The organism is Acidobacteriota bacterium (assembly GCA_026393675.1).
GTDB lineage: Bacteria > Acidobacteriota > Vicinamibacteria > Vicinamibacterales > JAKQTR01 > JBAXOX01.
Map to the genome: position 1 here is coordinate 19619 of JAPKZQ010000044.1, position 18308 is coordinate 37926.

General features: G+C 66.0%; 14 protein-coding genes. 6 read left to right on the forward strand and 8 right to left on the reverse strand.

Going from position 1 to position 18308, the window contains the following annotated elements:
* Nucleotides 1–4 precede the first annotated feature (4 nt).
* From NT151_11355 to NT151_11375, 5 genes are all read right to left on the reverse strand, one after another.
* The gene (locus NT151_11355) at nucleotides 5–2251 is read right to left on the reverse strand and encodes an acetate--CoA ligase family protein (GenBank protein ID MCX6539510.1); all 2247 of its coding nucleotides are present in this window, start codon (nucleotides 2249–2251) and stop codon (nucleotides 5–7) included.
* Nucleotides 2252–2266: 15 nt separating this feature from the next.
* Nucleotides 2267–2845, reverse strand: a complete 579-nt coding sequence (locus tag NT151_11360) for an indolepyruvate oxidoreductase subunit beta (protein MCX6539511.1) — start codon at nucleotides 2843–2845, stop codon at nucleotides 2267–2269.
* A 75-nt stretch (nucleotides 2846–2920) separates the two neighbouring features.
* Nucleotides 2921–4534 carry a thiamine pyrophosphate-dependent enzyme gene (locus NT151_11365; protein ID MCX6539512.1) on the reverse strand — a complete coding sequence of 538 codons (1614 nt, stop codon included), beginning with the start codon at nucleotides 4532–4534 and terminating at the stop codon, nucleotides 2921–2923.
* Nucleotides 4535–4616: 82 nt separating this feature from the next.
* Entirely contained in the window at nucleotides 4617–5483 is an 867-nt protein-coding gene (locus tag NT151_11370) for an SCO family protein (protein ID MCX6539513.1), read from the reverse strand.
* A gap of 60 nt (nucleotides 5484–5543) precedes the next feature.
* Entirely contained in the window at nucleotides 5544–6524 is a 981-nt protein-coding gene (locus tag NT151_11375) for an alpha/beta fold hydrolase (protein ID MCX6539514.1), read from the reverse strand.
* Nucleotides 6525–6688: 164 nt separating this feature from the next.
* Here NT151_11375 and NT151_11380 point away from each other — a divergent pair, with 164 nt between their 5' ends.
* Nucleotides 6689–8323: an amidohydrolase gene (locus tag NT151_11380; protein MCX6539515.1), complete on the forward strand. Its 1635-nt coding sequence runs from the start codon at nucleotides 6689–6691 to the stop codon at nucleotides 8321–8323.
* Between the two features lie 120 nt (nucleotides 8324–8443).
* Here NT151_11380 and NT151_11385 read toward each other — a convergent pair whose 3' ends face one another.
* The 3 genes from NT151_11385 to NT151_11395 form a co-directional block, all read right to left on the reverse strand.
* The gene (locus NT151_11385) at nucleotides 8444–9955 is read right to left on the reverse strand and encodes a hypothetical protein (protein ID MCX6539516.1); all 1512 of its coding nucleotides are present in this window, start codon (nucleotides 9953–9955) and stop codon (nucleotides 8444–8446) included.
* A 64-nt stretch (nucleotides 9956–10019) separates the two neighbouring features.
* Nucleotides 10020–10514 carry a DinB family protein gene (locus tag NT151_11390; GenBank protein ID MCX6539517.1) on the reverse strand — a complete coding sequence of 165 codons (495 nt, stop codon included), beginning with the start codon at nucleotides 10512–10514 and terminating at the stop codon, nucleotides 10020–10022.
* A 40-nt stretch (nucleotides 10515–10554) separates the two neighbouring features.
* Nucleotides 10555–13356 carry a hypothetical protein gene (locus NT151_11395; GenBank protein ID MCX6539518.1) on the reverse strand — a complete coding sequence of 934 codons (2802 nt, stop codon included), beginning with the start codon at nucleotides 13354–13356 and terminating at the stop codon, nucleotides 10555–10557.
* A 395-nt stretch (nucleotides 13357–13751) separates the two neighbouring features.
* Here NT151_11395 and NT151_11400 point away from each other — a divergent pair, with 395 nt between their 5' ends.
* Genes NT151_11400 through NT151_11420 form a run of 5 tightly spaced genes read left to right on the forward strand, consistent with a single transcriptional unit; the run spans nucleotide 13752 to nucleotide 18294 of the window.
* Nucleotides 13752–14909: a 4Fe-4S dicluster domain-containing protein gene (locus NT151_11400; GenBank protein MCX6539519.1), complete on the forward strand. Its 1158-nt coding sequence runs from the start codon at nucleotides 13752–13754 to the stop codon at nucleotides 14907–14909.
* Between the two features lie 10 nt (nucleotides 14910–14919).
* Entirely contained in the window at nucleotides 14920–15381 is a 462-nt protein-coding gene (locus tag NT151_11405) for a cyclic nucleotide-binding domain-containing protein (protein MCX6539520.1), read from the forward strand.
* A gap of 13 nt (nucleotides 15382–15394) precedes the next feature.
* Nucleotides 15395–16234 carry an FAD/NAD(P)-binding protein gene (locus tag NT151_11410; protein ID MCX6539521.1) on the forward strand — a complete coding sequence of 280 codons (840 nt, stop codon included), beginning with the start codon at nucleotides 15395–15397 and terminating at the stop codon, nucleotides 16232–16234.
* Between the two features lies 1 nt (nucleotide 16235).
* Nucleotides 16236–17015 carry an oxidoreductase gene (locus tag NT151_11415; GenBank protein MCX6539522.1) on the forward strand — a complete coding sequence of 260 codons (780 nt, stop codon included), beginning with the start codon at nucleotides 16236–16238 and terminating at the stop codon, nucleotides 17013–17015.
* Nucleotides 17005–18294, forward strand: a complete 1290-nt coding sequence (locus NT151_11420) for a Ni/Fe hydrogenase subunit alpha (GenBank protein MCX6539523.1) — start codon at nucleotides 17005–17007, stop codon at nucleotides 18292–18294. The genes NT151_11415 and NT151_11420 overlap by 11 nt, the downstream gene beginning before the upstream one ends.
* Nucleotides 18295–18308 lie beyond the last annotated feature (14 nt).

The following is an 18308-nucleotide window of genomic DNA, read 5'->3' on the forward strand; positions in this document are numbered from 1 at the left end:
CAGCTTACAATGACCCGCGCATCCGCGACGCGCAGTACACGTTGAACAGCCGCATCGCCCGGTCGGCGGCCCGAAACGTCGGGATGCCAGCCGCGACCAGGTGCCTGGCCATCGCGTCGTAGAGCGCACCGGCGTCGACAACGGCAATCCACGGTTTGCCGTTCCTGCCGCGCATGCCGGCGAGGCGGCTCACGAAACTGTCCGGTCGGTGGAAGTCCTCGCGATGACCCTCGCCACCCGGCAGCGAATTGAGGGCGCCGGTCATCGGCACGCAGCCGATCACGGCCGCATCGAACCGTTCATCGTCCAGAGCCGCTTCCACAACTTCCGCGTACGCCGTGTCACCGATAATCGGCGTGAGGTCAATCGGGTTGTGCACGTCGACCACCTGATCGATGCGACTTTTCGCGAAGATCTCGCCGAAGGCGCGCTCAGTGGCCGGGCCGTACGGCGGAAGCTGGAACGACCCCAGACTGTCGGCGATGGCCACGCATTCGAACCCGGCGTTGGAGACGGCGGCGAGGTTCCAGCCCTTGGGGCGCGAGGCGCCAAGCAGCGTAAACATCTGCGTAAGATCGTCGAAATCCTCCAGCGAGTCGGCCACGATCACGCCGGCTTCGCGCCCCAGCGCCCGGATCACGGCATAATCGCCGGCAATTGACGCCGTGTGGCTGGCCGACGCCTTTGCGCCGGCAGGGGTCCGGCCCGCCCGGTACAACACAACGGTCCGGCCCGAATCGGTAATCGCACGGGCGGCCTTCAGAAACCGTAGCCCGTCGAGCGGCCTGAACCCCTCGACGTACACCGCGAACACGTCTATGCCGTCATCGTCTTTGAGATACGTCAGATAGTCGCCAACCGTGAGATCCATCTGATTGCCAAGCGTGATGGCGTACTTCGGATTGAGCGTCGCCAGCTTGCTGGCCCGTGCGACAGCAAATGCACCGCTTTGCGAAACGATGGCGAGGCGGGACGGGGCGCCCGTTGGCACCGGCAGCTTGTACTCGGGAATAAAGGTCGTATCGTAGCGACCGGGCATCGATCGGATACCGAGACAGTTGCCGCCGTTGATCACCGGCCCGCCCCACGCGCTCTGGCGCGCCTGCGCCAGCGCGTCGCGCATCCGCCGCACGATCGCGTCGCTGCCTGCCTTTTCTTCGAGTCCGCCGGGAATCAGCACGACGCTTTCGGCCGCCTGCCGCTCGACAATCTCGACCAGCGCCCCCGACGCCTGCGCGGCGTCGATGCAGATCACAAACATGTCGACCCGCTCGGGCAGCGATCGAATGTCCGGGACGCACCGGCATCCCTCGAGACGTTCGCTGCCGGGCTTGATGATAAAGATCCGGTCGCGGTCGAATCCCTCGCGGATGAGGTTGTTGACGATGATGTGGCCGGGATTGAGCCGCTCGGACACGCCCATGATCGCGGCCGACCGGGGTTCGAGCAGGTACTTCAGCTTGGCGAGGGGCCTGGGCGGTGCCGCCGTGCCGAGGCGCTGATCGGGGTCGCGCAACGTGACCAGCACGTCGAGCGCGGTCAGGCGGCCGTCAGATGCAAGGACGAACGGATTGACCTCGCATTCTGCGATCTGGTCGCCCAGGGTGCGCCCCAATTCCAGGAATACCTGGACCACGCCGATGATCGCATCGAGCGCAAGCCTGGCTGGTTGACCGCGCAGCGCACGCGTCGCCAACTGCACCACCGCCACCTGCTCCAGCGCGTGGCGCACGGTGTCCGGTGTGGACAGGTCCGGCGACAGCACGGCAACATCCCGGCCCACCTTGAAGTGGTCTGCCAGAAACTCCGTGTAGATGCCGCCCGCACCGATTGTCACCACCGGGCCGGCATCGTCTGTCCAGCGAAGGCCAACGAGAAACTCGTTCCCCAGACCCGTGGCATGCGGCACGAACTCGCTGATGGTGTAGCCCACCACGCCGCGCCCGCCCAGGCGCGCGTGCATATCCGCGATCGTGGAAGCGACCTGCCGCAGCGTCTTGTCGACGATGGCGACGCCGCCAATGTCGCTCTTGTGCAGGATCTGCGGTGACACGACTTTGATGGCGACCCGGGTGCCAGCCAATCGTCCCAGCGCCACTTCTGAGACGTCAGCGGCTGAGCCGACAAAGACGTGCCCTGGCGCCGGAAGCCCGAGCGCGGTGAGGAACTGGAGGCCTTCGGTTTCGAGCAGGACGTCACGGCCGTCGCGGCGCGCCGTGTGGAACACCTGTGTGATGAGCGCTGTATTCATATGCTGTGCACGGACCTACCGGCTGGCAGCGGCTTCGCGTCCCGCCGCCAGCGCCTTCAGGTTGGTCTCAACGACCTTCGTCCCCTTCGCCGCAAAGAGCGTGCGGACGAAGTGTTCGATCGTCTCCAGCTTGACGGGCAGCAGGTGGGACGCCGCGCCGACCATCACCATGTTGGTGGCGCGGGCCGACCCGGCCTGTCGTGCGAGGCGTTCGGCGTCGATCAGAATGGCGTGCGGCAACGCCCGGATTTGCGCCAGCAATCCCTCCATCTCCGGGTAGCTGGCGAAGTTGGTGACGGCGTCGGTCGACGTCAGCACCGTGCCGGTGTCCGACAGATAGGGCAGGTACCGGAGACTCTCGAGCGGCTCCATGCTGAGCACGAGCGACGCCATTCCGCGCGGAATCAGGTCGCTCGCGATGGGCTTGTCGGAGAGCCGGAGGTTGGCCTGCACCTCGCCGCCGCGCTGCGACATGCCGTGCACCTCGGATTGCTTCACCGACAATCCCTCGTGCATCGCGCTCGACGCGATAATCGCCGAGACCGATAGCACGCCCTGTCCGCCGACGCCCGCAACGATGATGTCGAACTTCATGATGGCGTCCTCAGTGCTTCGACTCGCAATGGCGGCTGCGCATTCTTACGAGGTGATCCGGTGAACAATGCTCGCTCAGGCCGTCGCGGCCGCCTGCTCCTGCTTCCCGCGCTTGATCGTTTCGAGGCATTCGCGCACGGCGATGACGACCGACAACCCGCGATGCTCGAACTCGCGTCGCAGCACCTCGGTATTGTGCGCGTCGTGGCGCGGATGCGCTTCGAGCACGTGCAGGTGATCGGCGGGGATGCCCAGTCCCCGGACCAGCCCTTCCAGTTGGGAGGACGGCCGGATGGTCGGCTGGCCGCCTGTCATCCCGACCGTCTTGTTGTCGAGGATGAGCAGCGTCATCGGCGTGTCTTCGGTGATGGCATCGAGCAGCGGTGTCACGCCCGAGTGCAGGAACGTGCTGTCGCCGATGACCGCGACCACCGGATGCAGACCGGCTTCGGCGGCGCCCTTGGCCATCCCCACCGACGCGCCCATGCAGACGCACGACTGGATCGCGCTGTAGGGCGGCAGCGCCCCGAGCGTGTAACACCCGATGTCCGAGGTCACGACCGCATTGGGGAATCCGGCGAGCGCGGCCGTCATCGCGTGGAAACTGTCACCGTGCGGGCAGCCGGCGCACAACTGTGGAGGCCGGGATGGCAGCGTCAGTCCTTCGATCATCAGCCCTCGCCGCGCTTCCAGGCCGAGCGACGTTCGTACGATATCAGGGTTCAGTTCGCCGTCGGGCGGCACGTGGCCGGATTCGCGGCCCTGGATGTCGACAGCCGGCGGGACGATGCCGCGCAGTGCCCGCTCCAGGTAGGGATACCCCTCTTCGAGCACGAGGACTCGCCGGAGACCGCCGACAAACGCGCGAATGGCGTCGGCGGGAAACGGATACGCACCCACGTGCAGATGCGGAGGCGCGATGCCGAGGTCCTCGAGGTTTTCGATGTAGTAGTTGCGGGCCAGTCCCGTCGTGATGACCCCGAATTCCGCGGGAGATCCGGCCCCGGTCACGGTGTTGTGGGGACACGATGCCGTATAGCGCCGCATCTCGGGCTGCCGATCGAGCAGGGCCCGCCATTGCCGGCGCGCATTGGCCGGCAGCAGTATCCAGGAGGCCGGCGTCGCGGACTTCGCCACGGGATTCTCCGCCCTCGGCTCACCAGCCGTGACATTGCCCCGGCTGTGCGCGAGCCGCGTCACCAGCCGGATCATGATGGGGATCTGAAAACGCTCGGACAGATCGAACGCCTCGCGCGTCATGTCGTACGCCTGCTGGTGCGACGACGGCTCCAGGCAGATCACACGGGCGAAGTCGGCGAACAGGCGGCTGTCCTGCTCGTTTTGCGAACTGTGCATGCCCGGGTCGTCGGCGACGGCCACGACCAGGCCGCCGTTGATAGAGATGAGCGCCGAGTTCATGAAGGGGTCGGCCGCGACGTTCAACCCGACGTGCTTCATCGACACGAGCGCGCGCCGTCCGGCAAACGACACGCCAAGTGCTTCTTCGTACGCCGTCTTTTCGTTGGCGCACCACTGGGCGATCGGCCGTCCGTGCTTCCGCTGATAGCGAATCAGATACTCGGTAATCTCGGTCGACGGCGTGCCCGGATACGCGTACGCGGCCGTGAGGCCGGCGTGAACCGCGCCGAGCGCGACAGCTTCGTCGCCAAGCAGGACCATCTCACTCATGGGGAACTCCTGCGCACGGTTGGGGGGCGTTGGGGGACCCCAGAACGCGACCCGTGCGTTGTCGGGTGCCGGAGAGGCGGGGCTACTTGATGAGTGCCTCTACATCCCTGACGACCTCGTCAGGGGACCAATCACTACCATTGTATGTTTTCACAAGTGTGCCGCGGCGGTCCATCAGGACCGTCCGCAGATTGTGGGTGATGTTCTCACCTGTTGGGCCTTCGCGCGTGACGCTCAGGCCGAGCGCCGATCCGAACGCGTCGATCTCGCGGCGCGGCGCGGTCGCGAACCGCCAGATCGCGGCATCGGCTCCGACGTTTCTGGCGTAGGCCTTCAGCGTCTGCGGAGAATCGAAGTCCGGATCGAACGAAATGGAAAGCAGCCGCACGGCCATTTTGAGCGCGCGTCGCTGGACGAGGGCGCCTTGGATGGCGGCGAAATACTTGCTCATTCGTGGGCAATAGTCTGGCAACGGGCACCGGGTGTAGATGAACGTGAAGAGGAGATACTGGCCCCGGTAGCTCGAGAGCGCCAGCGGCTGTCCCGTTTGATCGGTCAGGGTGATATCCGGAATGGCGGCGCCAGGCTTGATGGGGTCGGGCAGCATGGGCTGGCCATGGCTTCGGCGTTCGGGCGGAAGGCTCCCGGTTTTCTGCAGCGTCGAGAGGAATGACTCCTCGTCAGTGACCACGAGCGTCGCCTTGACCAGGTCGCCTGCAGCGAGCCCGTCCAGCAGCGTCGGATTCTTGATGGGGAACGGCATCGTCATCGCGGGCATGAACCCCTTGATGTCGCCGTGCTTGATCGTGATCTCCGTGCGGTCGGCCTTGATGCGAAGGACTTCGCCTTCGAGTGGGTACTCGCGCGAGTTGACCGGCTTGCTGCCGCCGCAGGCGGTCAGGAGGACGAGTGGGGGAATCAGAATGAGCGCGAATCGTGCCCGTGTCATGTGGATCACTGTAGCGCGCCGTCGAACCCAGGGTAAAGCCGCGCCCTCGGGCGGAGCCGATCAGATCCGTGCGTGGGTCGCCGCAAACTCCACAATCTGCTGTTCGGCCCAGTAGCCGTCGTACCCGTCGCGCGCATCCTCGATATAGCCGCAGTGCCCGCCGTAGCGCGTGATGCGCAGCGAAATGTGCGGATTTCCCGTGACCTTCGGATCGCGAAACGGCTCGACCGGGATGAACGGATCGTCCTCAGCAGTGATGATGAGCGCGGGCACGCGGATCTGGTCCACCACCCGCATCGACGCGGCGCGGTAGTAGTAGTCGGCCGCGTCCTTGAACCCGTGATGCGGCGCGGTAAAGCGATCGTCAAATGCTCTGATGCTCCAGAGTCGCCAGAGTCCGGTAACGTCATAGCGTTCCGGGTGCATGCGTGCCTTCCGGCGAATCCGCTGCCGGAGACTGCGCATGAAGTGCCACTCATAGAGGTGGTTCTCGCCCCGTTCCATCGCGTCCATGCAGGCGCCGAGTTCCAGCGTGGGCGAGACCGCACAGACCGCGCGGAGCCAGGCCGGCGCCTCATCGCCAAACGTGCCCGCAAGCCGCAGCGCCAGGTTGCCGCCGAGCGAATAGCCCGACACCGCGATGGAGGGAAGGCCATCCACCTCGGCGAGTTCCTTCAGCACCGCGACCACATCAGCAGTGAGGCCCGAGTGGTACAGCCCCTCGGACAGGTGCTCGGTCCCGCCGCAGTTGCGTTGATTCAGGCGGACGACGTTGAAGCCGCGACGAAGCGCCTTGTCGGCGATGCCCAGCATGTAGTGCGCGGTGCTCGACCCCTCGAGGCCGTGCAGCGTGACCAGCGTGGGATGGGCCCGCGGATCGTCCTGCCAGTGGCAGTGCGCGAGGACGCGGGTTCGGGCCTCCACATCAAAGAGGCGCGTCGAGGCCGACGGCAGGTCCGGAAAACGGCGGCGCCGGGCCCAGGCGTAAATGGTCATCCGGTGGCCGCCACGCAGCCAACCCGGTGGAGCGAAGTCGTGCATCAGACGTCCAGTCTATCGCACGCACCGCCAAGCCTCCTCCCGACCGACGCGCGCGGCGGCAGGACGAGGCGTTTGGTGCCCGGTGGCAGCGCGCCTGGCCTCCGGCTGGAGTAGACTACTGCGCGATTGGCTATCCCGAACCATGTAGACGCGAGGAGCGCATGATGTCTAGAGCCAGACAGGTTGCTACCACCGTGCTGTCGCTACTCCTTGGCGTGGCCCTCGTCGCCGCGCCGCCGCCTCAGGCCCCGAAGAAACTCACCGTTGATCCCGTCGACGCGCGCGTGCAGGCGTTCAAGCAGCAGGCCATCGCCGATGTCGACCGCATGAAGGACCTGACGCAGCAGATGATCGATCAGGTGTACAGCTTCGGCGAACTGGGCTTTCAGGAGATCGAAACGTCCACGTACCTGAAGGGCGTGCTGCGCAAGAACGGGTTTGCCATCCAGGAAGGTGTGGCGGGCATTCCCACGGCGTGGACCGCGACATGGGGTTCGGGCAAGCCCGTGATCGCGATCGGGTCGGATATCGACAGCCTGCCGCAGACCAACCAGAAGCCCGGCGTGCCGTGGCACGAGCCGCTGGTCGAGGGCGCACCGGGACATGGTGAGGGGCACAATTCCGGCGTCCCGATGAACATCACGGCGGCGCTCGCCGTGAAGGCGATCATGGAACGCGAGAAACTGGCCGGCACCCTCATCATCTGGCCTGGCGTGGCCGAGGAACTCGTGGCCGCCAAGGCGTTCTACGTGCGCGACGGCCTCTTCAAGAACGTCGACGTCGTCCTGTTCTCGCACGTGTCAAGCGCGATGGCCGTTTCGTGGGGGTCGGACGCGGGCAACGGCCTCGTGTCGGTCGAGTATCAGTTCAAGGGACAGACGGCTCATAGCGCCGCCATGCCGTGGCGTGGTCGCAGCGCGCTTGATGCCGTCGAGTTGATGGATGTCGGCTGGAACTTCCGCCGCGAGCACCTGCGCATCCAGCAGCGATCGCATTACGTGATCACCGACGGCGGCGATCAACCCAACGTCGTGCCGGGCACGGCGTCGGTCTGGTACTACTTCCGCGAGACCGACTACCCGCACATCAAGGACATGTGGGATATCGGCAACAAGATGGCTGACGCGGCCGCGATGATGACTGATACGACCGTGACCTCACGCGTGCTGGGTGCTGCGTGGCCGCAGCACTTCAACAAGGTGGTCGCCGAGACCACCTACGCCAACATCAAGCAGGTCGGCATGCCGAAGTGGGATGAGGCCGATCAGGCCTTCGCGAGGGCGGTGCAGCGCGAGCTGAAACAGACCGAGCGCGGACTCGAGATGGAAGTCGGCAAACTCGGTGAGCCGATCAGGGAAGAGGACAAGCGCGGCGGCGGGTCTGACGATATCGGTGATGTCTCGTGGACGGTGCCCACCATCACGCTGCGGTACCCGGCGAATATCCCCGGCGCCACCGGCCATCACTGGTCGAGCGGCATCGCGATGGCGACCCCGATCGCGCACAAGGGGTGCACGGCCGGCGCGAAGGTCCACGCCCTCACGATGATCGATCTGCTCCTGAAGCCGGCCCTCCTCCAGCAGGCGTGGGAGTACTACAACACCGTCCAGACGAAGGACCAGAAGTACATCCCGCTCCTGCGGCCGCAGGACAAGCCGCCGACGTTCCTCAACGCGAAGATCATGGAGCAGTACCGCGAGAAGATGAAGAAGTTCTACTTCGACCCGGCGAAGTACAAGACGTACCTCGAGCAGTTGGGCGTGGCGTATCCGACGCTCTCGAAGCCGGCGGGGAAGTAGGGGCGCGATTCATCCGCCTTCGCGTGTCGCTTCGGCGGACCGCCGTAGCCTTGGCGGAGGTGGTCGCGCCCTTCGAGGCCGGGAGAAGGCGCCGGGTGGACGGACGCTTCCCCCGGCAAGTCAGCGCACGCGGTAGACAAAGAACCGCGCGTTGCGGTACGCGACCGGCAGGTCGAGCGTCCGCTCGCAGACCAGATAGTCAATCTCGAAGCGTCGCGCCAGTTCGCGCGCCCGTTGCGGCGTGAGCGCGTCGAACGAGCCGAGGGCCCTGATCCGTTCGGCGACGCGCATCGCGATGGGGCGCGAGTACATCGCGAGCGCCGCGTCCTTGACCTCTTCCAGATAGACATCGCGCGACGCCGCCACGCGCACACTGGTGCCGTAGCGCCACGCGTGTCCCGGGTCCGCCAGCACATGCGTCGTCGTCGGCGTCGCCTTCAACCAGTCCATCGCGTCCTGCCAATCGGTGTGCGGCAAGGACAGTTCCAGGACCGGCCGTCCGGGATGTTCGATCCACATGACGTACGCCCCGCGACCGATCGCCGCGCACACCATGATGATGGCGACGACCATGGCGCGACGATGGGACGTCGTTCCGCGCGATGTCGAACTGGTCCGGAGTCCCGGACCGTCAGCGACGGCCCACACCAAGTAGATCGTGCCAAGCACGTCCAGCATCCAGAACAGTCGCGAGATCTGTAGCTGAACGGCCAGCGCCATCCCGCGCGCGACCAGCGGAAGGGTGGCGAGAAAGATCCCGACCAGCACCAGCGCGCCCATGACGAGACCGGTTTCACGCGGGTGCAACTGGCCGGCCGAGCGGCGAATCAGAAAGACCGCGAGGACGACCGCCACGTAGAGGCCTGCGACGAGCCACATGCTGGCGGGCCAGGCGTTCGCAAACAGATAGTCCTTGGCCGCGAGCACCGCGAGCCACTCGGCGTCCATCCGCACGGTCCTTTCGGCGAGCGGACCCCATCCCACCGTCCAGACCATTCCCACGGCGGCCACCGCAGCAGCCGAGGCGAGCAGCCTCCGCCATCGCGGATCGCTGACGTAGATCGCCACGCCGAGCCACACCGCAAACCAGAAGGCCGTGGTCGGATGCACGATCGCAGCGAGCGCCACCAGGCCGATGGCCAGCCAGATCCGGGACCGCAGATACGTGCTGACGGCTGCCATGCCGATGCCAAACGCCAGCATCCTCGGCTGCATGTAGCTTTCGAGCGTGTTGACGCCGGTCAAGCCTACGCGATGGCGCAACGTCATGGCCGCGATGAGGGCCACCTGGGCCCATGGCGACAGTCCCAGCTGACGCGCGACACTCAGGCTCGCGGCCAGTAGTAGCACGAGCGTGAGCAGGTAGGCTCCGGCGAACAGCTGCGCGACGGTCGTTCCGGTTCTCGAGACCACGAGGGCCGCGACGCGGTTGACGAGGGTGAGCCCGTCCTGAGCCTCGATGACCACACGATCGCGAGGAAACAACTCGGGAGCGAGATGACGTTCGATGGCCGGCAGGTGGAACGCCTGATCGCCTACGCCAAAGCGGTAGCCACCGCTGTTGAGCGTGGCCACGAGGCAGAATGCCAGCGCGGCGAGACCATAACGAAGCGGCGTGAACGGCGAACGCATCACAAGAGTGGTCGCCGACGCCCACGCCAGATCAGTTCTGGCGCCGACGTGCGGATCGTGGCGATCACGATTCGTCCGCGCTCGGTCCGTAGATGCTGGGCACCTTGGATCCGGTCTGCCGGAGGTAGACGCTGAGCTGGCCCCGGTGATGAATCAGGTGGCTCATCACCCACGAGCGCCAGGCCACCGCCCGAGGCATCGAGAAGAGTTCCTTGCCGTCCTGCTTGAACACCCACGGACTCATCAGGTCCGCGTCGCTCATGCCTGCCAGCAGTCCGCGGATCTTCTTTGTGTTGTCGTCGAACATTTCCAGCACATCGGCTCGGGTCGACTTGGTCCGAGTCACGGAAGCCCCGGAGATCATGTTGAATTCCGCGTCCTTCAGGATCGTCTGGCCCCAGGAAGACACATCGGCGACGTGCGAGGCCAGACGACCGAGCGTCATCGACTTCTCGTGGGGCTGGAAGGCGAACCGGTCTTCCGCGACCCGCTCGAGCACCTTGCGGGTGACAGCCATCTCGTGATCGAACTCGGGGAGCAACCCGTCCTTGATTGCCATGGTGATCTCCTTCGGAAGCAGTCGCGCGGTGACCGTGTGGCTATTCGAGAATCCGGACGTAGCAGCCGAGGTGCCGCCGATCGGTGCTGCCCGGTTCCGTGTCGACGGGGTAGAAGCCGCGATCGGCAGTGATGACCAGGCGCACGGTGCCATCCAGTGACGTGGGTTTGATCAGGATGGCCCGTTCCTCGTCTGCGGCCAACTGTTCGGTCCACACGCGATCCGGCATCTCGATGTGGATGGTATTGGGCACCCGGCTGCGCAGCATCAGCTTCAGGTCTGAAATCAGCAGGCCCGATCGCGAGACCACCGACACTCTGGCCCGGCTCGCGCCACGCACCCAGAATCCGGTGGCGTCGGGATACGCCTGCTCGTCGTGGAACAGGAACAGCAGGCGGTCGTACGCGGCCGCCGCGCGCACGTCTTCGGCGGCAATCCGATCCAGAAACGGCACGACCCGGTAGGGAACGATCCGGAGTTCTCTGACCTGCTTCCCGAGCTTGCCGGATGTCGCAAAGCTCACCAGGCCCATATCGGCGGGCAGATCAAAGGCATCGCTCCACTGGCGCGTATCGGTACCCTCGATGCCCCACTCGATCATCGAGCCGCCCCAGGTTCCGGCCCGAAGCGCCAGGCGTCCCGAGAGCGGCCCCTCGTCCGACAGCGTCGCACGTCCAATGACCTGAATGCGGTACCGTCCGGCTGGCAACGCAAACCGGGCGTTGAACTGCGCGCCTTCCTGTTGGCCGGCCACTGGGGCCACCGGCCTGGCAGACAATTCGAACAGACTCGGCACGGTCCGCGCCTCGACGACCGAGAACGGATCCATCCGCAGGGCGATTGGGCGCGCGTGCGGATCGAAGCTGTCGAGCATCTCAATGTGGCGCCGGTCGCGCGCGTCCGGACCCGGTTTAAGCCACGATCCGATCATGACGGGCATGACACTGGTGGCCAGCAGGACCGCGAGCAGGGAACCCGCGTCGGCTCGCAGGAAGGCGAGCCCGCGTCCCGTGCGCGAATCTGCTGGTCGTCGGCCTCGAGTCGAGAGCCAACCGACCAGGCCCGTGCCGACCAGAATGGCCGCCAGCCAGATGCCAGCCTGCACGAGGCCGAGCCACGCCGACTGCGCGAGCAGATCCGGCGCATACACCCAGAGGTGCCAGTCGGGCGACAACCATGCGATCAGGCGAGACACCCCTTCGTGCCCATGCGCCATGAGCGCACCGCCGCCAACCGTCAGCGTCGCGACACTCGCCCCGAGGCCCATCAGGAGCAGCAGTCGGTAGATGGCCCGGCGTTCCGGATGCTGTCCCGCACGGCGATACTCGTAGGCCAGGGGCACCGCGGCCACCAGCAGCGCAGGCAGGGCCAATTCGCCAGGACGCGACGCGCCACCGCGCCACGCGTCAACCACCGCCGCCGATCCAACAAGGGCCGCCAGCAGCAGGCTCAACTCGATCGCGAATGCGCGAGCCTGTCCCCGTTGCCGCCACAGGGCCCAAAGCCCGACAATGGCAATGGCGAACGCTGGCGCATAGCTGATGGCGCCATACTCCTGATCGACCAGCAGCGCGAGCGCGTGCCGTCCCACCAGATTGAGCCCGGGAAACGGCGCCGGGCCTCCGAAGTAGGCAGGCGACAACCACAGGGACCCGGTGGTGGCGAGATTGAACGTCAGCCAACCCGCCACACTGGCCGCAGTTGGTGCGACGATCAGGCCGACCGACGCCACGAGTCCCCGGCCACCGGCCGCCCGTGTCGTCTGCCAGCAGCGCCACACGCCGATGCCAACGATGACGCCTGCGGCCGGAAGATAGGCGACGTGGAACCACGGCAGCGCTCCAGCGGCGAGACCTACGAGAAGCGATCGCCATGGACCCATCGCCAGCGCGCGTCCTGGGCCGCCCGTCATCGGCAGCGGAGCGTTCCACAGCGCACACGCTCCCGCCAGCACGAGGAGCAGTGCCGCTGGAACATCTGGTGACACCGTCACGCTGCCCACCACAACCGGCACGGACAGCGCCGTCGCCGCCCAGGCAAACGTCGCGGCGGAGACCGAATCGGTCACGTGTCTGGCCCACAGCCAAACCACGGCGGCAGCCAGAGCCGCCAGCACGCTCAGCAACAGCGCGGCGCCCGCGTAGCCGGCGATCCAGAAGCCAGGCATCAGTATCAGGGGCAGGCCAATCGGCAACAGCGTCGCCCCGGCCTTCGCGGCGCGGGCGTCGAGATCCTTCGCGTAATACGCCGAGTACGACCGCAGTCGATAGTTGTTCTCGACGTTGAGATCGCCGTCGTTGACCAGGCTCTGCGTGGCGACCAGGTAATGAGGTTCATCGCCGCTCGGAAGCACTCCGGACGGCGCCAGCCCGCGAGAGGCTCCGACCAGCACAAGCATGGTGGCCGAGAAGACGATCAGGAAGGCGCGAGAGGCGGGCAGCACGTGCAGTGCGGCAACCACCTGGCGTCCGCCGCCCGATCCAAGGGCGGCCCACACCACCTGGGCGAGCACGATCACCCACACGAGATACCGGCCTGGGCCGGCGAACACCCGCAGGACGGGCAACCCGTCGGCCAGCCACGGCACGTAGGGAAGCAGCAGCACCGCCAACCCGTAGAGCGGAAGGACCGGATCGGTCGTCGGTCTGCCTGGCGCGGCGCGGAGTTCAAACAGGACACCGAGCAGCAGCGCCAGGGACACGCTTCCCGCCAGTTGCGCGAGCCCCGGCAACATGGCGATCCGGACGGTGCCTGATGGTCCGTCGACCACGTCGAGCACGCCCAGCGAGATCCACAACGCCACGCCCGCCGTGGCCCATGCGCCCAATGACCGGAATGTCACGATGTTCTCTCGCAGATCACCCTGCAACCACCTCCAGTAATTCTACCCGGGCTCATGCGTCCGTGGGAGAATCATGAAACGACGGATATCCGGCGAGGGGCGATTTCGGCTTTGACGTGTCTTTCCGTAACATCTTGCGATCAAAGCGACTCGCGCACGGGAACAAGCTGGCAACCGGCTTGCTGTGACAACAGCCAGCCCCCGCTCCCGCGGACGGACTTGCCGGAAACTCGGCGGGCCGCCGAGCGCTGCTGTCAGTCTCCCCAACTCCCCCTCGCGCCGGCACGTCCGCCCGACAGCGCCCTCTGCGCTATGCTGCTTGTTGGGACAAATGCGTCCATGTGCGCCGTGTTCTGGCGCAGGCGGACGCCGAAAGCCTCCGGTCACGAGAGCCCATGAATGACGCAACGACAGAACGCCGGGAGCGGGTGACGCTCGAGCCGGCCGCGCTGCAGCAGATCATCGATGCGCTGCGGGTGGATGGATATCGGGTCCTCGGTCCAGTCCTTGGCAACGGCGCCATCGTGTATGACGACCTGGCGTCGACCGACCAACTGCCTGCCGGGAAGACCGACCGGCAGCTGCCTGGATCATACAGGCTCGTGCCCGACGAGTCGGGGGCGTGGTTCGCGTACACCGTGGCCCCGCAGAGCTGGAAACGCTATTGCTACCCGCCGGTCTCACGGTTGTGGCGGGCGGAGCGCAAAGGCTCAGGCTTCACGCTGGTCGCCGAGACCGACGCGTCCCCGCCGATGGCGTTCATCGGTGTGCGGGCGTGCGACATCGCCGCGATGCAGGTGCAGGACCGTGTGCTGCTGCAGGGGCCGCATGCCGACCCGGTGTACCGGCACCACCGCCAGCGGGCGTTCGTGGTCGCGGTGAACTGCGGTGAAGCCGGCGGCACGTGCTTCTGTGCCTCCATGGGGACCGGGCCATCGGCCACAAGCGGATTCGACATCGCGCTCACCGAAGTCGTCGATGGCGGCCGGCACTACTTTGTCGGCGCGGCCGGGAGTGATCGCGGTGCGGCCGTGCTGCGCGGCGTGACGACTCGACCCGCGACCATTGAGGAAACCGGCACAGCCGACGCGCTGGTGGCCAGGGCCGCGACGCACATGGGCCGGGCCGTGACGACCGACGGGTTACAGGAGCGCCTGGCCCGCAACGTCGAGCACCCGCGCTGGGATCGGGTGGCGCAGCGATGCCTGACCTGCGCCAACTGCACGATGGTCTGCCCGACCTGTTTCTGCGCGACCGTCGACGACCAGACCGATCTCTCCGGTGCGCACGCCTCACGCCTGCGCACGTGGGACTCCTGCTTCAATCTCGACTTCTCGTACATCCATGGCGGCAGTGTGCGGCCTTCGCCCTACGCGCGATACCGCCAGTGGTTGACCCATAAGTTCAGCACCTGGGTCGATCAGTTCGGCACGTTTGGCTGCGTTGGATGCGGCCGCTGCATCACGTGGTGTCCTGTCGGCATCGATGTGACCGAAGAGGTGCGGGCCTTTGCCGGCGAGATCCCGGCCGAGCCGCCTGCCGCGTCCGTGTAAGGAGAAGATGATGCACACGCTCGAACCCATCCTCGCCGAGCATCCATTCCTCAAGGGCTTGAAACAGGAGCACCTGGCGCTGTTGGTCGGCTGCGCCTCGAACGTGCGGTTCGAGGCCGGCGCGTTCGTGTTCCGCCAGGGCCAGGAAGCCAATCACTTTTACATCCTCCGCGACGGAAAGGTGGCGGTGGAACTGTTCGCCCCGCAGAAGGGTGCCGTCGCTATCGACACCTACGGCGAGGGCGACGTGCTCGGCTGGTCGTGGCTGATCCCGCCGTATCACTGGCGGTTCGACGCACGTGCGATCGAGCCGACGCGCGCGATCTCGCTCGATGCCCGCTGCATGCGCACCAAGTGCGAAGACGATCACGAACTCGGATACGAACTGATGAAGCGGTTCGCCAGGATTATCGAGCAGCGCCTCGACGCCACCCGGTGGCAGCTGCTCGACGTCTATGGCGTGCGTTCCTGACGGGGTGCGGGTGATGAACGGATTGGCTCAGAGCCCCATGCTGCCGGACCTCTACACGGTCCAGCAGGTGCGCCGGGAGACCGACGACACCTTTACGCTTGAGCTGGGATTGGCGGCCGGACGGCAGCCGTTCCGATTCTTGGCCGGGCAGTTCAACATGCTCTACGTCCGCGGGATCGGCGAGGTGCCCATCTCGATCAGCGGGGACCCCGGCAGCCCGGAGACGCTCGTGCACACGACGCGCGCGGTCGGCGCGGTGACCCGGGCCATGCGAACGATGAAAGTAGGCGACATGCTGGGGGTGCGCGGGCCCTTTGGCGTCGGCTGGCCGGTGGAGCAGGCGGTGGGCCACGACGTCCTGGTGGTGGCGGGTGGAATTGGCCTGGCGCCGCTGAGGCCGACGGTCTATCAACTGCTCGCCAATCGCGATCGCTACGGCAAGATCGTCATCCTCTACGGCACCCGCACGCCGGCCGACATCCTGTTCCGCAAGGAGGTCGAAGCCTGGCGCGCGCGGCTCGACATCGAGGTGTACGTGACGGTCGACCGCGCGACCGAGGGGTGGCACGGCAACATTGGCGTCGTCACCAAATTGATCCCGAGGGCGCCGTTTGACCGAACGCGGACGGTGGCGATGATCTGCGGCCCGGAGATCATGATGCGCTTCACCGCGCTCGAGCTCGAGAAGCGCGGCGTCGACACCGATCACATCTACCTGTCGATGGAACGCAACATGAAGTGCGGCATCGGACTGTGCGGGCACTGCCAGTGCGGTGCCACCTTTATCTGCAAGGACGGGCCGGTGTTCCGGTACGACGCCATCCAGGGACTGCTGTCCCAGCGGGAGATCTGACATGGCAGGCAGGTCCACACCCACACTGGCCGTCTGGAAGTTCGCCTCGTGCGACGGCTGCCAGCTGTCGTTGCTCGATTGCGAGGACGAACTGCTCGAGGTGGCCGGCGCCGTGGAGATTGCGAATTTCCCGGAGGCCTCCAGGGCGGTTGCGAAGGGGCCGTACGATATTTCGCTCGTCGAAGGCTCGATCACGACGCCGCATGACGCGGAGCGCATCCACAAGATCCGCCGCGCGTCGCAGGTGTTGATCAGCATTGGCGCCTGCGCGACGGCGGGTGGCATCCAGGCGCTGCGCAACTTCAAGGACGTCAAGGAGTACATCTCGATTGTCTACGCCACCCCGGCGTACATCGAGACGCTCAACAAGTCGACCGCCATCCGCGACCACGTGGTTGTCGATTTCGAGCTGCGCGGGTGTCCGATCAGCAAGACGCAGCTGGTTGAAGTGCTGAGCGCGTACCTGAACGGCCGCAAGCCAAACATCCCGAACTACAGCGTCTGCGTCGAGTGCAAGCTGAAGGGGAACGTGTGCGGCCTCGTCGCGTTCGGGCCGACGTGCCTGGGGCCGGTGACGCAGGCCGGCTGCGGTGCCCTGTGCCCGACCTACCACCGGGGCTGCTTCGGGTGCTTCGGTCCGAAGGAAGCGGCCAACACGGCGTCGCTCGCCGCCACGTGGCGGGCGCAATGGGTGACGAGCGAACAGCTCGTGCGGCAGTTCCGCGGCTTCAACGCCTACGCCGAGGCCTTCCGCAAGGAGAGTGAGGCCAATGAGAAGTAAGACGATCAAGGTCGACATGCTCGCCCGCGTCGAGGGCGAGGGCGGCCTGACGGTGAAGGTGAAGGACGACAAGGTCACCGACGTCAAGTTCACCATCTTCGAACCGCCGCGGTTCTTCGAGGCGTTCCTGCGAGGGCGGTCGTACGACGAAGTGGTCGACATCGTCGCGCGCATCTGCGGCATCTGCCCGGTGGCGTACCAGATGAGCGCGGCGCATGCCATCGAGGACGCGTTCGGCGTCACCGTGTCGGAAGAGCTGCGGCAGTTGCGCCGGCTGCTGTATTGCGGCGAGTGGATCGAAAGCCACGCGCTCCACGTCTTTTTTCTGCATGCGCCGGACTTTCTCGGCTACCAGGACGCGATCGCGATGGCCCGGGACCATCTGCCGGTGGTGCAGCAGGCGCTTCAGCTCAAGAAGACCGGCAACGATCTGGTCGCGCTTATCGGCGGGCGCGAGATCCACCCCATCAGCGTGCGCGTCGGCGGGTTCTACAAGGTGCCGACCAGGGCCGAACTCGCGCCCCTGGGCGAGAAGCTCAAGTGGGCGCGCGATGCGGCGATCGAGGCCGTCATGTTCACGGCCGGACTGCCGTTCCCAGACTTCGAGCGCGATTACGAGTACGTGGCGCTCCGCCATTCCCATGACTACCCGTTCAACGAGGGGCGCCTGGCGTCGAACAAGGGGCTGGACATCGCGGTCCGGGAGTACGACCAGAATTTCGAGGAGCAGCACGTCGCCCACTCGAACGCGCTCCATTCCATCCATACGGGACGAGGTCCGTACCTGGTCGGGCCGCTGGCGCGCTACAACCTGAACTACGACCGGCTCTCGCCGATTGCCCGCGACGCCGCTATGCGGGCGGGTCTTGGGCCCACCTGTCACAATCCGTTCAAGAGCATCATCGTCAGGGCCGTCGAAATTGTGTACGCCTGCGACGAGGCGCTGCGCATCATCGAGTCGTATGAGAAGCCGGCCAAGGCGGTCGTCGACTTCAGGCCCACGCCTGGCGTCGGCTACGCGTGCACCGAGGCGCCGCGCGGGATCCTCTTCCATCGCTACCGCCTCAATCCGCGCGGGCAGGTGCTCGACGCGAAAATTGTCCCGCCGACATCGCAGAACCAGAAAATGATGGAAGCGGACCTGCGGGAGTACGTCACGCCCCGCATCAACACGCCCGTCGATGCCTTGACGTGGCAGTGCGAGCAGGTGATCCGAAACTACGATCCCTGTATCTCGTGCGCCACGCATTTTCTGACGCTCAACGTCGAGCGCGTGTAGAAGGAGTACCGTCG

What these genes read in the sequence shown, in the direction of transcription:
- NT151_11415 (MCX6539522.1), top strand. Translation starts at nt 16,236, where the DNA reads ATGGCAGGCAGGTCCACACCCACACTGGCCGTCTGGAAGTTCGCCTCG.
- NT151_11385 (MCX6539516.1), bottom strand. Translation starts at nt 9,955, where the DNA reads ATGCGTTCGCCGTTCACGCCGCTTCGTTATGGTCTCGCCGCGCTGGCA.
- NT151_11390 (MCX6539517.1), bottom strand. Translation starts at nt 10,514, where the DNA reads ATGGCAATCAAGGACGGGTTGCTCCCCGAGTTCGATCACGAGATGGCT.
- NT151_11355 (MCX6539510.1), bottom strand. Translation starts at nt 2,251, where the DNA reads ATGAATACAGCGCTCATCACACAGGTGTTCCACACGGCGCGCCGCGAC.
- NT151_11370 (MCX6539513.1), bottom strand. Translation starts at nt 5,483, where the DNA reads ATGACACGGGCACGATTCGCGCTCATTCTGATTCCCCCACTCGTCCTC.
- NT151_11405 (MCX6539520.1), top strand. Translation starts at nt 14,920, where the DNA reads ATGCACACGCTCGAACCCATCCTCGCCGAGCATCCATTCCTCAAGGGC.
- NT151_11365 (MCX6539512.1), bottom strand. Translation starts at nt 4,534, where the DNA reads ATGAGTGAGATGGTCCTGCTTGGCGACGAAGCTGTCGCGCTCGGCGCG.
- NT151_11360 (MCX6539511.1), bottom strand. Translation starts at nt 2,845, where the DNA reads ATGAAGTTCGACATCATCGTTGCGGGCGTCGGCGGACAGGGCGTGCTA.
- NT151_11410 (MCX6539521.1), top strand. Translation starts at nt 15,395, where the DNA reads ATGAACGGATTGGCTCAGAGCCCCATGCTGCCGGACCTCTACACGGTC.
- NT151_11380 (MCX6539515.1), top strand. Translation starts at nt 6,689, where the DNA reads ATGTCTAGAGCCAGACAGGTTGCTACCACCGTGCTGTCGCTACTCCTT.
- NT151_11420 (MCX6539523.1), top strand. Translation starts at nt 17,005, where the DNA reads ATGAGAAGTAAGACGATCAAGGTCGACATGCTCGCCCGCGTCGAGGGC.
- NT151_11375 (MCX6539514.1), bottom strand. Translation starts at nt 6,524, where the DNA reads ATGCACGACTTCGCTCCACCGGGTTGGCTGCGTGGCGGCCACCGGATG.
- NT151_11400 (MCX6539519.1), top strand. Translation starts at nt 13,752, where the DNA reads ATGAATGACGCAACGACAGAACGCCGGGAGCGGGTGACGCTCGAGCCG.